Here is a 12121-nt window from a genome sequence, read left to right on the forward strand (position 1 = left end):
GGGTAGGAGCGGCGCAAGCCGCGACCGCGTCAATTCCCCTAAGGCGCAACCCCATCGGCCTGCGCACCCTCGGATCGCGGCTTATGACCGAAGGAAATCCCTGTGGGACGCCGCTCCTACAGGAGGCGCAGCGTCGCCCCATTGTAGGAGCGGCGTAAGCCGCGACCGCGCCAATTCCGCTACGGCGCAACGCTGTCTGCCTGCGCAATTCCGGGTCGCGGCTCGCGCCGCTCCTACCGCTGTTCCGCGCTACTGACGGCTGTAGCGGCGTCGATTCCGGTAGCTGACGCGCGCTCACGCCAGCGCACCCGATCGCTCTGCTGCAAACAAAAAGACCGGGCCCTTTCGAGGCCCGGTCGAATGCCGGCGTGGGGGAGGGAACGCCGGACTTGGGGAACGGTGCTGCAGGAACCGCGCTACTGCGTCGAGGCTCGCTCACGCAAGCTCATGCAACTTCACCTTTACGCTGCGCGACGCAGCGGCGTAACGATCGAAGCATGTGCGGCAGCGAGCGCATCGGCGCGATGCTGAGGCGAGTAAGCCACACCTTCCGCGCGCACGAACTCGACATCGGTCACGCCGATGAAGCCGAGCACGTGACGCAGGTAGGCCTCCTGGAAATCGCTGGGCTGATCGGTGTGGAAACCGCCACGGCCGCTGACCACGATCGCCTTCTTGCCCTTGGCCAAGCCTTCCGGCCCGTTCTCGGTGTAGCGGAAGGTCTTGCCGGCGACCGCGACCCGGTCGATCCAGGCCTTCAGGGTCGAAGGAATGCCGAAGTTGTACATCGGCGCGCCAAGCACGATCACGTCGGCGGCCAGGAACTGTTGCAGGATGCGTTCCGACGTTTCAGTTTCGAGCGGATCGGCCTTGGCCAGGGAACGACCGGTAAGATGCGGGATCGGATCGGCATCCAGGTCGCGGTACTCGATGCTCAGGCCCGGCACCGCGTCCTGCCAGCGCGCCGCTACCGCCGCGCTAAGCTCGCGGGTGACGGACTGGGTGCCCAGGGCGCTGGAATCGATGTGCAGCAGCTTCATGACGGACCTCGCTTCGGTTGGCTGGCGGCATGCCCGCCGCGTTGGAGCAAAGTCTGGATCGTTGCGATGGTGGAATAAAGCTGCTTCAATATCACTGGCTGTTCTAATTTTGGAACTATCCTCATGCACGACCTGAATGACCTCTACTACTTCGCGATGGTCGTCGACCATGCCGGCTTCGCCGCCGCCGAGCGCGCGCTGGGCATCCCCAAGTCGCGCCTGAGCCGGCGCATCAGCCAGCTCGAGACCGACCTGGGCGTGCGCCTGCTGCAGCGCTCGACCCGCCGCTTCGCCGTCACCGAAGTCGGCAACAGCGTCTACCGCCACGCCCAGTCCATGCTCGCCGAGGCCCAGGCCGCGCGCGAAGTGGTCGACCGACTCAGCGCCGAGCCGCGCGGGGTGATCCGGGTCAGCGTGCCGGTCGGCCTGGCCCAGCAGCAGATCCCCAAACTGCTGCCGGAATTCCTCGCCAAGTACCCGCAGGTGCGGGTGCAGTTGCACGTCAGCAACCGTCGCGTCGACATCATCAACGAAGGCATCGACGTCGCCCTGCGCGTGCGCTCCAAGCTCGACGACGACGGCAGCCTGGTGATGCGCAGCTTCGGCCAGATCCAGGAACTGCTGGTCGCCAGCCCGAAGTACCTGACCCGCATGGGCCGGCCGAGCAATCCCGACGAACTGTCCGACCACGTCACCCTGAGCATTAGCGAAGACGACGCCCGCCAGCGTTGGGAACTGCACGGCCCCGACGGCGAAGTGCGCCGGGTCGAGCTCAAGCCGCGGGTGATGGGCTTCGACTTCCCGATGCTGATGGCGCTGGCCGAGCAGGGCGTCGGCATCACCCTGCTGCCGGAAACCGTCTGCGCCGAAGCCGTGCGCCGCGGCGAACTGGAAGTGGTGCTGCCCAACTGGCGCCTGCCGCAGGGCATCTTCCACGCCGTGTTCGCCTCCCGCCGCGGCCTGCTGCCGGCGGTGCGGGTGTTCATCGACTTCCTGGCCGAGAAGGCCCCGTCCCTGGTCGAATCCGCCCGCCTGCAGTGCAGCGACATCAAGGGCATCCCGTGCCCCGACGGCATCGCCGGCCGCGACAAGGCCGCCAAGCCGGTGAAACTGTCCGCCCCGGCCGCCTCCGCCCCGTCGGCATAAGCGCCGGCGGCATGAGAGAATGCCCCGCGTCCGGCGCAAGGCCGGGCGCGCAGGGCGGCCTGCAAGCGGCCGCCCCCGATCGTCGCCCCTGCGGGCTCCGCAGCACCTGCGACCGATCCACAGCAGTTCTACGGAGAGATGGCCGAGTGGTTTAAGGCAGCGGTCTTGAAAACCGCCGAAGGGTCAAACCTTCCGTGGGTTCGAATCCCACTCTCTCCGCCATATCTTCGAAAAAGTCCGAGAAAACGCGGTTTTTTCTGTCGCCGCCTGAATCTGCACTCTACTTTTTCTCATCCACGGGTTTACGGTGCAGTTCGATTCCCGATGGCGTTCTAGGCGTCGGGGATTTCGCCCATCAGTCGGTCCGCGTGCCGGGCCGCCCAGAGTTCGACCCCACGCCGGCCGCTGTCGTAAGACCTGCAGGAACGGTCGCGAGGGCACTCCCATGGCCCGTGTCGGTGCTGTGAAACAGGGAACAAACCAACGGGCCGCGCAGGTAGCAGGCGATGAGGAACGGGTGCCAATCGAGCATGGAGGTACCAGTAAGCACGCGCATGTGCCAAATGCCGCCGTAAGCGTCAGCGCTGTTCTCGCGGACAGTCAGCCCTATACACGTTGGCGGTTGATGACGCGGGTGGCGATATCCTCAATGATGCTCGGCCCAAGCTGGAAGCCATCGAACGCGTTAAAAAGCGGTTCGATAGCTGGTGCGAGAAGTCCACCAATTGCCGAAGGTGGAGTGTCCGCAGCAACTACAAGCGAAATGGTCACCTCGTCCTGATACGCCCTCCGGCTATGACCAATGTATCGACGGGGGTGGGCCCACGAACTCAACTCGCGGCCCCGTAAGCCGCTCCACCGAAACGCGAACTGGAGGTTGCAGGTCGATACCTCCGCGATGGGCACGCTGCATCCCAACGCGCGAGCAAAGGCAAGTCCGACCGCGATTGCTTCGGCGCAGTCTTGAATGGGAAACGCGAAGTCGAACAAGGAATTCGGATTCCTTTCAGCGGGCGACACATCGTCGATAAGCATGCTTCTTTGGACGAAGCGCCCCTTCGGGTCATACCTCATGTATTGCAGCCCGTGGCGGCGATCCGAGATAAAGGCTTCCCAAACGCCATCAACCGTGTGCGGACGCATGGACCTGTCCGCGAAATTGCTGCTGACCAGCCATACCGGCCAACCTGTAAGGCTGGGATTGTTGCTATCGAGAAGGCGTAGAAACTCGATGTTTGCCGAATGGTCTGACTGCACACCGTCAATAACAAGTGACGCATCCCACCACCCGGCCGATGGAAGCTCGATGCCACGTTCCTTGGATAGCGCCTCTTGGCGTGCCTTTCCAAGATCGAGCAATTGCTGTGCCTGGTGATCGAGACTCTCGGAGGGTGACGTTATAGCAAACCCCGCAAGGAGTTGTTGCAATTCAAGCGATCCGCCGCCAGCTAAGTGACGACGGAAGAATCTTCCGATATCGGCCTCGCGGTTGTCGAAGCAGGTTTCAACGAGATTAGGCCAATCTTTCCATCCAACTTTGCTGGTGGCCGGCACGTTCGAACGAAGTGTTCGAACATAAACATCGTCGACATTGATAGTCGGCAGCCCGCCAGCTTTCACTGCGACGGGCGTTCGAACGCCAGACGGAATGACGATTACTGGAAACTCTCCCTCATATCGAACACCAAAACCAACCCCGACCTCAAAGGGCTCAGACGAGTGCCGCGCGACAAGGTTTTGAATCTTCTCCGGATGGAACACGGCACGAACATCAGAGGGTTGATTGTGGTTCTCGGGCAGTAGCGACTTGTCGTTAAACCCAATCACGAGGAATCCGCCGCCGTGATTCCGCAATGCCAGAGATGATCGGACGATCTTGGCCTTGCCCTCGGGGTCGTCAGGGCTAATCCAGTTCTTTACTTCGACGGCAAGGCTCTCGCTTGGGCGCTCCACGAGGTCTTGAACTCGGGCTTGGTCGATATCCATGTCGCTCCCCTAACTCGTCGCCAGCGCATATAGAACCACAATTCGGGCCATCCGGAAGACTAGGGCTTGCTACCAAGAATTCGCGCCTTGATGTTTGGATATCGGCGTTCTTCGCCCGCGACTTGGATTGCACTCGTGGCCCGGAACGCTGGCGCACTCACATTGTCGATGCGAAGAATCAGCGAAGGGCACAAACGCATCAACTCACCGACTCGTTCATTGTCAAGCGTACTGTAAACCCGACCTATATCCACGTCGCACTGGTCGTACGCTTCCATTAGCTCAAGGAACGACTTTTGAATTCGCTGTTCGAGATGGTGCATACGGTCTAGGTGGTTTTCAATCTGCCTAACCTCGCCAAGCGAAAGCTGGTTCATGAGGCCTGCAACTGTCGATGGCGTTGCACTTTGGATATCAAAAGCGCGAAGAGTGACAGACGCCACGGTCTAGCAGCTTGCGACAGACGTCGGCCTTGCGCCGGGCCTCGGCCAGCGTGACGACGCTCGGCGATCCCAGCCCCTTGTCGCGGTGCTTGCCGGTGGTCCGGGAGCGGTACCGGAAAACCCACGAGCGGGCGCCGGTCGGGCCGATGTTCAAGAGCAGTCCGTTGCTGTCGAGGTAGCGGACGGTCAGGGTCGCCATCTCGCGTGCGGTCAGGCGGTGGAAAAGGCGTGGCACGCGAGGAGCGTCCGGTCGGTTGGGAGGGGCGGCGGAGGTTCGAATTCGGGCACGGTCGGAAACAGGCCGATTTCGGCCCTGTTCCGCCCATACTTTTCCCCATCCGGTCGAGTGATTTTTACGCGCTCCGGTTCACTCTCGAAGTTGTCAAAAATGCCTTAAAAATAAGTATTTTTGGGTGGTCATGGCCCCTAGGTGGCTGCCACTCTCTCCGCCATTATCTGCGGCCTAATAGTGTGTGTCCTCTAGTTTTCTTGTTACGTTTTCGTCCGAATGCTCGTTCGATCCGTTTGGCGAATTCTCCGCCTAGCCGCCATGCTTTCGGTCGCCGGCATATTGCTGGTGATCGCGCGCCCTGACACTCACTTGATTACGAACGAGATCGATCGCCGTGCGGCCCCGCCGAAGCCGGTCGTAGCTACGGCCGACGAGTATTTGGGGATCGTGCGTGCGGTCGTGGCTGCCTCAGAGTTCCGGGGACTGCCGCCGCCACCGCCCGAGCCCGGGAGCGAGTTGCGCGAGGAGCCCAAGCGCGAAGTGCTGTTGTTGGATCGGTCCGTAGCGCTCTGCCAGAAGATCGAGTCTAAAACGCACTGTTCACTCCCGTTGCGGCTGTCGTCCGCATCTTTCGAAGTGCGGGACTATGTGCCTTTGAAATGGCTGCAAGAATTGGAGCTGGCGAACGCCGCGGTCGCGATCGTGCCCAATCCGCGCTCAGCGGGAATCCGTTATGTTCCCAGTGGGGAAGTTGCTGCGTTGGCGTCCGACTGGGAAGGCTTCTATGCCGACTACCCACGCACGACCGGGATTTTGCGAATGAGCGTTCCGGTGTTTTTGGACACGACACGATCTCGGGCGTTGATCTATGTGGAGCACCGTTGCGGTGGATTTTGCGGGGCAGGGACATTGCATCTGCTGCACCTCGAGCCGGAAGGCTGGAAGCAGGTCGGTCGCTTGTGGATGAGTATGAGCTGATCCTGTCGAGTAATGCGCTCGCTGGGGCGCCGGCCGCTCGGCGAGCCGCCGCGTGGCACCACGGTGTCTGGTCGTGTTTGCGCCGTAGTCGCGTTTGATCGCGGAAGAGCTGGTGGCCGTCAGGCTATTCTTCGGTCTAGCTATCTTTCAAGTTGTGGCCCTACCGTAAGTCGGCGCCAGACCGGCGCCGAACCGAAGCAGGAGACGGCAATGAAACGCACCTGGACCATCATCGGCGTCGCCGATGTCGCTCGCAGCTTCCGTTGGTATCAGTCGTTGTTCGGGCAGCCGCACGCGGCGCCGGCGCACGATTATTTCGGTCAGCTCGTCGATGCGGATGGGACGGTGCTGCTGTGTCTGCACCGCTGGGGCGCGCACGAGCATCCGACATTGGCCAGTCCAGACCGCGCCGAGCCCGGCAACGGGCTGTTGCTGTTCTTCCGCGTGGACGATTTTTCCGAAGCGCTGCTTCGCGCCCGCTCCCTCGTGGCACGTCTTGAGGAAGAGCCGAGCCGGAACCCGGCCACGGGTACGCTGGAGTTCGCGCTGCGCGATCCGGACGGCTATTACGTCATGGTCAGCGCGCTGAACTCCGACTAGCGAGCGGAGCGGTGTCGAACGTCTTTGCGGCAGGGCGCTAATGACCTGACCCGGGCTGTGGTGCCGTGCGCGTCGTATAGTGCTCCGCCTGCGAAATCGCCTGGGGTAGGAGCCGAGCATGTTGTCGCCGATCGAGGTCGAATTGCTGCCCCACGATCCCGAGTGGGCGATCCGCGCCGAAGCGGAAGCGCGCTTGCTGGCCGCCGCCATCGGCCCCGCGCTGCTGATCGTGCATCACATCGGTTCGACCGCGATTGCCGGGATCTGCGCCAAGCCGGTGCTCGATCTGATGCCGGTGGTGACCGAACTGGCGGCGCTCGAAGCGCGTCGCGGCGAGATCGAGGCGCTGGGCTACGAGTGGTGGGGCGAACGGGGTTTGCCGGGGCGTCGCTACTGCACCAAGTCCGATCTCGCGAGCGGGCGCCGGCTGGTGCAAGCGCATTGCTACCGGGACGGGTCGAGCGAGATCGATCGCCATCTGGCCTTTCGCGACTATCTGCGCGCACGCCCGGATCTGGCTGCGGAGTACGGCCGCGAGAAAGAGCGCTGCCGCCAACTGCATGCCGACGACTCGCATGCCTATAGCGACTGCAAGAGCGCCTGGATACAGCGAGTCGAGGCCGAGGCGCTAATGCATCATGCAGTCGGGCCGGCGGCCCGACCCGGCGTGCGCTAATCCCGGATGCCATGAAGGCCGGGCGGTGCCGTCGAGCCCGGCTCGATGGCCGCCGATTGGCCCTGCGAACTCCGGCCGCGTCGTCGCCTGCCGTGGAAACGGGCCGGGCCATCGCCCAGAAAAGCGGCGTTCCGCGATCCGGGAACGCCGCAGCGAACCTTACTGCGTGAACACCTTCCACGGCCGCGTCGCACTGCCGGGATCGGTCTTGCCCGGGTCGCAGTAGTGGGTGATGTAGGCCTTCGGAATCGTGGTCAGGAACGCGACTTCGACGCCAGGATCGACCGGGCCGCCGCTGATGCCGAACAGGCTGGAGGTCGCCAGGGTGGCGGCGTCGAAGAACACGTTGGCCTTGACCGCCGAGGCGAGTTGGCTGGCGTCGTTGACCGCCGTGGTCGGTCCCGTGCCGAGGGCCTGGACGTTCAAACTGAAACTCATCTTGTAGACGTAGCCGGACGAGTAGCCGCCGGTGTCCTGGCTGGTGTCGGTCGATACGTGCACGGTGCGCCGGGTCTTCTCGTTCTTGATGTTGCGCAGCACGTCCCACAGGGTCGGCGCGGCGGTGTCGAGCAGTATCTGCAGGCTGGTGTCGTTGGCCGGCGGCGGCAGTTTGGGCGCGGGGCCGCGGGGTACGATGCAGCGAAGGATGATCGCCCGGCCGGTTTCGGGCGTGGTGATCACCCACGGCGCGAAGCCTTTGGCGGTGCGGATCTGGTCCGGCGTGCGGGTATCGCCGCGGTAGAGCGTGATGGGCATGGTAGGGCTCCTGTAGACGTTTGCGGTAGGCCGCGCGACGCGGCATGGAGCGCGGATAGTCGGCCGCTGCGCTCGAACGAACGGCATAACGCCGTATGCGCGGCCAGACGGCGTTGCGCTTACCGGTTCAAACGGCGACGCCCTGGAGACCGTGAAGGTAGGAGCGGTCCATCTAATGGGGTGGACTCGAGCGGTGCGGCGGACGGCGATCCCTTGGCGTTACTGCGGGATCCTGGGGCCGGTTGGGGACGAAGGCTGCGCCTGATCGAGTTGCTGGCTTTGCGACTGCGTACGCTGCGCTTCCAGGGCGATGCTCTGATTCGCCACGCGGAGTTTTTCGTCCGACTGTTCGACCGGTGTGGCGGCCGCCTGCTGGACCGGCACGCTGGCGCGCTTGTGCGCAGGGTCGTCGAGCCGGCCTTCGACCACGAAGACATTGCCGTTGTGACCCAGGACGACATGATCGGCGCGGTTGATCGCGTTGGCCGCCAGCGAGATGCCGTGCGCCTGCGGATGCGCTTCGCGATTGTCCTTGCACGCAGCCAGCAGGCTGCGGCTCAGTCGCTCGCTGGCTTCGTCGAAAGGTTTGCCGATCTTTTCATCGATGGCCCGTACGCCACTGCGGATCTGTTCCAGCAAGCCGTGATCGGGATGGCCGGGGTGGTCCGGCCGTAGAGCTGCGACGGCGCGATCGGCGATCTCGGCCTTCGGCGCGTCCTGATTGGCGGTGGTCAAGGTGTGGCGGATGGTCGCCAGTTGCATTTGCCCGTGACTGAGGTCGACGAAGCCGAAGGCCCGTCCGCTAAGGTCCAGCCCGTTGCGTTCGATCTGGTGCGGGTCGAGCTTCAATGCCGCCATGTCCAGATGCACCACCGGCGCCTGCTGATGAACAAGCCGGCCATCGCGCTCGGCGTCGTACCACTTGGTGGCGATGGTCTGCATTGCGCTGACGCCGAAGTAGTCGTTATAGCCGGAGTCGCGATGGCGGCCCAGGCGCTGACTCTGATCGTAGTAACAGCGGGCGACAGCCTCGACTGAGGCAGGGTCCTTGGCGTTCTGGTAGCCGTGTTCGTTGAGCTTGACCCCAGGGGCGAATCTGAGCGAGTTCTTTGCTGCGTCTCCCAGTACGCACGATGTAGTGGGCTGGGCCCGTTGCATGAACTCATTCGGATCAAGATGGCCGTCGTTCTCGACCCGAACTCGGCTGGCCAGCGCATTCAGGCCAGCGAGCTCCGCTAGCGCTTCGCCATGGCGGAACTCCGTCAAGTAGCTCTTTGTAGGTGCGGTCAAGTCGAGCGAGGACTCATTGCCAAGTCCTTGCTGCAGGCGGAACTCAATCTCGGACGAAAACCTCTGCACAGAATCGATTGACGTTTTCCGCCTCAGTGCATGAGCCGTTTCATGACCCAATGCGACGGTGAGCAGGTCGCCTTGTTCCTGTGGGGATAGTTGCGGGTCGTTGAGAGTTCTTTCGGTGAGATGGATGAGTCGATCCCGGAGGCCGTAGTGTGCCGCTTCATTCGGATTGTCGGACAGCGCTATCCCGATCAGGCTTCCGTTGCGCGCCGCGCGGGTCATCAGGTCGGCCAGCAGGGGGGAGTTGACGATGGCCGCGCGCAACTTATCCATGTCCTGTCGATGCAGGCCATTCGGTATGGTTTCGGATCGCTTGAGAACCCCCTCAAGTTCCGCGGGAACATCGCTCATTTGGCTTCTCGCGAGGCGTCGATGGCTATTGCCCCGACACAAGGGTCGCCTTTGTTGCTTCCATTATGAACTCTGTACAGTTCAGCCTTTACATAGAAGGTCAGTCCATCGATGCTTGATCGACGCACGAATCCCCACTGTTCACGATGCGGTAGTGTGGTTTCCCGGCCGTCGTATCCTTGCTCAGATAGATCATTGGCGAATTCCGAGATGCCGAACGTGCATATCGAAGAACGATCGTTTTCCGTGTCCTTGGGCAGGAAGCTGATTCTTATGTGTTTGCCGGGAGCCTTGCGATAGACCGTGCTGACACTGACGCGATAAGAACCGATTCCCTTCAGCTCGCCTAAGGATTCACCCTCGCGAATGGTCAGAAGCTCCGGTGTGAAAGGGCTACCCATCATTCGGGCGACATTCTCGGATTCGGTATCGGCCTCAGTACGGAGAGTGGCGGTCAGGCGAAGGATCCGTTGCCGCAGTTCGGCGACACCGATAGCAGGAGCGAGGGCATCCGCTCTGTCGGCTGTCGGTCGCGCGGTCTGCGCTTTGTGAATATGGTCGTATTTCGTCTCTGCACTTCGAGCCGCCGCATTTATTTCAACGGCTATCGGATATTCGTCCTGAATCACGATGGTCTCCTTGGCGCTTTCGCCGGGGGCGCGGGTGCAGCCGTTCATTGCGAGTACGCTGGCTAGCAGGACGGCATTCCGGACGAGTTCTTTGGCCATTTGCATTCTTCCGCGATAGTCCGTTGGCAGTGCTTCGTTGTGGCGGAATTCGTTCAGATATTTCTTCGTTGAGGCGGTCAGGTCCACATAAGACTCGTTCCCGGTTGCGTCCTGCAGCCGTGCGCCGACCGCGGATGCGAATTCGGACACGGCGTCGCGGGCGACCTTGGAGCGAAGTGCGTGCGCTGTTTCATGGCCAAGCGCGACTGTCAATAAATCGCTCTGCTGTTGCGGTTTCAGTCGAGGGTCGCTCAGTGTGCCGATCGATAAATGGATGGATTTGCCGATGGAATCGTAGTGGGCGGCCTCGTTGGGGGTGCTGGACATAGCGAACTTGGTGAGGCTGCCTTCTTGGACAGCGCGGTTCATCAGAGCTGCCAGATACCGTGAGTTGACGATCGCCGCTTCCAGCTTTTCCACATCGCGGCGGGGAAGCCCCCGTTCCAGTTCCGACAAGCGCAGCACCGCCTGCAGGCCGGGCGATAGGTCGCTCACTGCCTGCCCTTGACCGCGTCCGCCGTGACATCCGCCAAGCACAGCTTGCCGCTCCGCGTTCCGTCGTTCGCCCGGTACAGCTCTGCGCTCACATAGAAAGTAAGGTCGCTGGCGGAGACGTAGCGAACGAACCCCCACTGCTCGCGGTGAGGCAGGTGTACTTCGCCCGCATCGTAGCCTTGGCTTCGCAGTGCGTCGGCGAACTCCGCGAGTTCGAAGGTGCAGATCGATGGCCGGCCGGTGCTGAATCCTGCTGGGCCGAAGCTGATTCTCACGTGTTTGCCGGGAGCCGTTCGGTCGATCCGCGATACGCTGACCCGGTAGGAACCCACCTGTTCAAGATCGCCGATGGATTCTCCCTCGCGAATGGACATCAGTTCGGGGGTGAACGAGACCCCCAGAAACCGGGAGACCCGCTCGGCTTCGGTGTCGGCGGCCGACTGCAGTCCGGCCGTCAAGCGGAGGATGCGCTGGCGCAACTCGGCCGGACTGAGTTTTGGTGCTGTCGTGTCGACCCGTGGGGCGTCTGACTGTTGCGGCTTCGACGGCGTCTTGCGAGCGCTTCTATCAGCCGCGGCGGCGGCATTGGTCGCCTCGTCCATCGCGGCGACAAACGGGTCTTCGTTTTGAATCACGCTGCGCTCCTGTGGGTTTTCCGCGGGGGAACGGGCGCAGGCGGACAGGGTCAACGCACCTAACAACAAGGCGGCGTACTGGGCGGGTCTGAAGGCCATGTGCATCCCTTCCGCAAGAGTCCATCGACGAAGAACTTACGCCAACTCCGACTCAGGGGCCAGATGGATACTGAAAGTTGCGATCGCTGTTGACTGATGTGCTTAACGGGTGGGCGATTCGGTCTTCCTTGGGTATCGGGCCTATCCGGATGTGTTTTTCGAAGCGTTCCGTGTGTCTTGATCGAAGGGTTATGGCACGGGCGCGAATGCGCGCGGCGACGGAGTGGTTCGAGCGTGCGGAAGTTGGGCCAGGGCTCAGACCGAGTCCAGCCCGATGGCGAGATCGTAACTGGGGAGCGCCATGGCGACGCGGAACTCGGGCATGGCTTCCACCGCCGAGTAATAGGCTTCGACATCGGCGAAGTCGAACGACCATAGATTGGCTTGGATGCCGGCCGTGGCCGGCGTGGGGGCGCAGCTCAGTTCGCAGTGCAGTTGTTCGTAGCCGAGGAATTCGTCGTCCTGGTCGCTCAGTTCGAATTGGCACAGCGGATCGAAATAGAACCGCGGCTGGCCGCTGAAGTCGTAGGTGCCGAACTGCACCAGCAGACCGATCCGGTCCCTGCCGTCGTGGGATGTTTCCAAGCCGCGTCCGAACGC

Annotated in this window: 12 protein-coding genes and 1 tRNA gene; 5 read left to right on the forward strand and 8 right to left on the reverse strand. The window is 62.5% G+C overall.

Features of this window, described 5'->3' with window-relative positions; translation table 11 throughout:
• Nucleotides 1–461: 461 nt before the first annotated feature.
• Nucleotides 462–1040: an NAD(P)H-dependent oxidoreductase gene (locus K4L06_RS16255; protein ID WP_064746897.1), complete on the reverse strand. Its 579-nt coding sequence runs from the start codon at nucleotides 1038–1040 to the stop codon at nucleotides 462–464.
• Nucleotides 1041–1163: 123 nt separating this feature from the next.
• Between K4L06_RS16255 and K4L06_RS16260 the strand changes: the two genes are divergently transcribed.
• Together K4L06_RS16260 and K4L06_RS16265 are read left to right on the forward strand one after the other, a co-directional pair.
• Complete coding sequence (locus K4L06_RS16260; protein WP_221672392.1) at nucleotides 1164–2186, forward strand: LysR family transcriptional regulator; 1023 nt, start codon at nucleotides 1164–1166, stop codon at nucleotides 2184–2186.
• A gap of 132 nt (nucleotides 2187–2318) precedes the next feature.
• Nucleotides 2319–2408, forward strand: a tRNA-Ser gene (locus K4L06_RS16265).
• 384 nt (nucleotides 2409–2792) lie between these two features.
• On the opposite strand, the gene K4L06_RS16270 is transcribed toward K4L06_RS16265, so the two are convergent.
• Both K4L06_RS16270 and K4L06_RS16275 read right to left on the reverse strand, forming a co-directional pair.
• Nucleotides 2793–4172, reverse strand: a complete 1380-nt coding sequence (locus K4L06_RS16270; protein ID WP_221672393.1) for an ATP-binding protein — start codon at nucleotides 4170–4172, stop codon at nucleotides 2793–2795.
• Between the two features lie 414 nt (nucleotides 4173–4586).
• Nucleotides 4587–4814, reverse strand: a complete 228-nt coding sequence (locus K4L06_RS16275; protein WP_221672394.1) for an Arm DNA-binding domain-containing protein — start codon at nucleotides 4812–4814, stop codon at nucleotides 4587–4589.
• 351 nt (nucleotides 4815–5165) lie between these two features.
• On the opposite strand from K4L06_RS16275, the gene K4L06_RS16280 reads away from it, so the two are divergent.
• The 3 genes from K4L06_RS16280 to K4L06_RS16290 all read left to right on the forward strand — a co-directional run bounded on the left by K4L06_RS16280 (nucleotide 5166) and on the right by K4L06_RS16290 (nucleotide 7101).
• A complete protein-coding gene (locus K4L06_RS16280) occupies nucleotides 5166–5825 on the forward strand; it encodes a hypothetical protein (protein WP_221672395.1) in 660 nt (219 codons plus the stop codon).
• A gap of 210 nt (nucleotides 5826–6035) precedes the next feature.
• On the forward strand, nucleotides 6036–6425 hold the full coding sequence (locus K4L06_RS16285; RefSeq protein ID WP_221672396.1) for a VOC family protein: 390 nt from the start codon (nucleotides 6036–6038) through the stop codon (nucleotides 6423–6425).
• 118 nt (nucleotides 6426–6543) lie between these two features.
• Nucleotides 6544–7101: a GrpB family protein gene (locus K4L06_RS16290; RefSeq protein ID WP_221672397.1), complete on the forward strand. Its 558-nt coding sequence runs from the start codon at nucleotides 6544–6546 to the stop codon at nucleotides 7099–7101.
• 159 nt (nucleotides 7102–7260) lie between these two features.
• On the opposite strand, the gene K4L06_RS16295 is transcribed toward K4L06_RS16290, so the two are convergent.
• From K4L06_RS16295 to K4L06_RS16315, 5 genes are all read right to left on the reverse strand, one after another.
• Nucleotides 7261–7857 carry a hypothetical protein gene (locus K4L06_RS16295; protein WP_221672398.1) on the reverse strand — a complete coding sequence of 199 codons (597 nt, stop codon included), beginning with the start codon at nucleotides 7855–7857 and terminating at the stop codon, nucleotides 7261–7263.
• Between the two features lie 219 nt (nucleotides 7858–8076).
• Nucleotides 8077–9564: an XVIPCD domain-containing protein gene (locus K4L06_RS16300; protein WP_221672399.1), complete on the reverse strand. Its 1488-nt coding sequence runs from the start codon at nucleotides 9562–9564 to the stop codon at nucleotides 8077–8079.
• Nucleotides 9561–10787 carry a hypothetical protein gene (locus K4L06_RS16305; RefSeq protein WP_221672400.1) on the reverse strand — a complete coding sequence of 409 codons (1227 nt, stop codon included), beginning with the start codon at nucleotides 10785–10787 and terminating at the stop codon, nucleotides 9561–9563. The genes K4L06_RS16300 and K4L06_RS16305 overlap by 4 nt, the downstream gene beginning before the upstream one ends.
• A complete protein-coding gene (locus K4L06_RS16310) occupies nucleotides 10784–11521 on the reverse strand; it encodes a hypothetical protein (RefSeq protein ID WP_221672401.1) in 738 nt (245 codons plus the stop codon). The genes K4L06_RS16305 and K4L06_RS16310 overlap by 4 nt, the downstream gene beginning before the upstream one ends.
• A 255-nt stretch (nucleotides 11522–11776) precedes the next feature.
• Complete coding sequence (locus K4L06_RS16315) at nucleotides 11777–12106, reverse strand: hypothetical protein (RefSeq protein WP_221672402.1); 330 nt, start codon at nucleotides 12104–12106, stop codon at nucleotides 11777–11779.
• Nucleotides 12107–12121 lie beyond the last annotated feature (15 nt).

It is taken from the genome of Lysobacter sp. BMK333-48F3 (genome assembly GCF_019733395.1).
GTDB lineage: Bacteria > Pseudomonadota > Gammaproteobacteria > Xanthomonadales > Xanthomonadaceae > Lysobacter.

Excerpts from the sequence above, each read along its gene's own strand:
- K4L06_RS16255 (WP_064746897.1), bottom strand. The coding sequence starts at position 1,040 with ATGAAGCTGCTGCACATCGATTCCAGCGCCCTGGGCACCCAGTCCGTC.
- K4L06_RS16260 (WP_221672392.1), top strand. The coding sequence starts at position 1,164 with ATGCACGACCTGAATGACCTCTACTACTTCGCGATGGTCGTCGACCAT.
- K4L06_RS16270 (WP_221672393.1), bottom strand. The coding sequence starts at position 4,172 with ATGGATATCGACCAAGCCCGAGTTCAAGACCTCGTGGAGCGCCCAAGC.
- K4L06_RS16275 (WP_221672394.1), bottom strand. The coding sequence starts at position 4,814 with ATGGCGACCCTGACCGTCCGCTACCTCGACAGCAACGGACTGCTCTTG.
- K4L06_RS16280 (WP_221672395.1), top strand. The coding sequence starts at position 5,166 with ATGCTTTCGGTCGCCGGCATATTGCTGGTGATCGCGCGCCCTGACACT.
- K4L06_RS16285 (WP_221672396.1), top strand. The coding sequence starts at position 6,036 with ATGAAACGCACCTGGACCATCATCGGCGTCGCCGATGTCGCTCGCAGC.
- K4L06_RS16290 (WP_221672397.1), top strand. The coding sequence starts at position 6,544 with ATGTTGTCGCCGATCGAGGTCGAATTGCTGCCCCACGATCCCGAGTGG.
- K4L06_RS16295 (WP_221672398.1), bottom strand. The coding sequence starts at position 7,857 with ATGCCCATCACGCTCTACCGCGGCGATACCCGCACGCCGGACCAGATC.
- K4L06_RS16300 (WP_221672399.1), bottom strand. The coding sequence starts at position 9,564 with ATGAGCGATGTTCCCGCGGAACTTGAGGGGGTTCTCAAGCGATCCGAA.
- K4L06_RS16310 (WP_221672401.1), bottom strand. The coding sequence starts at position 11,521 with ATGGCCTTCAGACCCGCCCAGTACGCCGCCTTGTTGTTAGGTGCGTTG.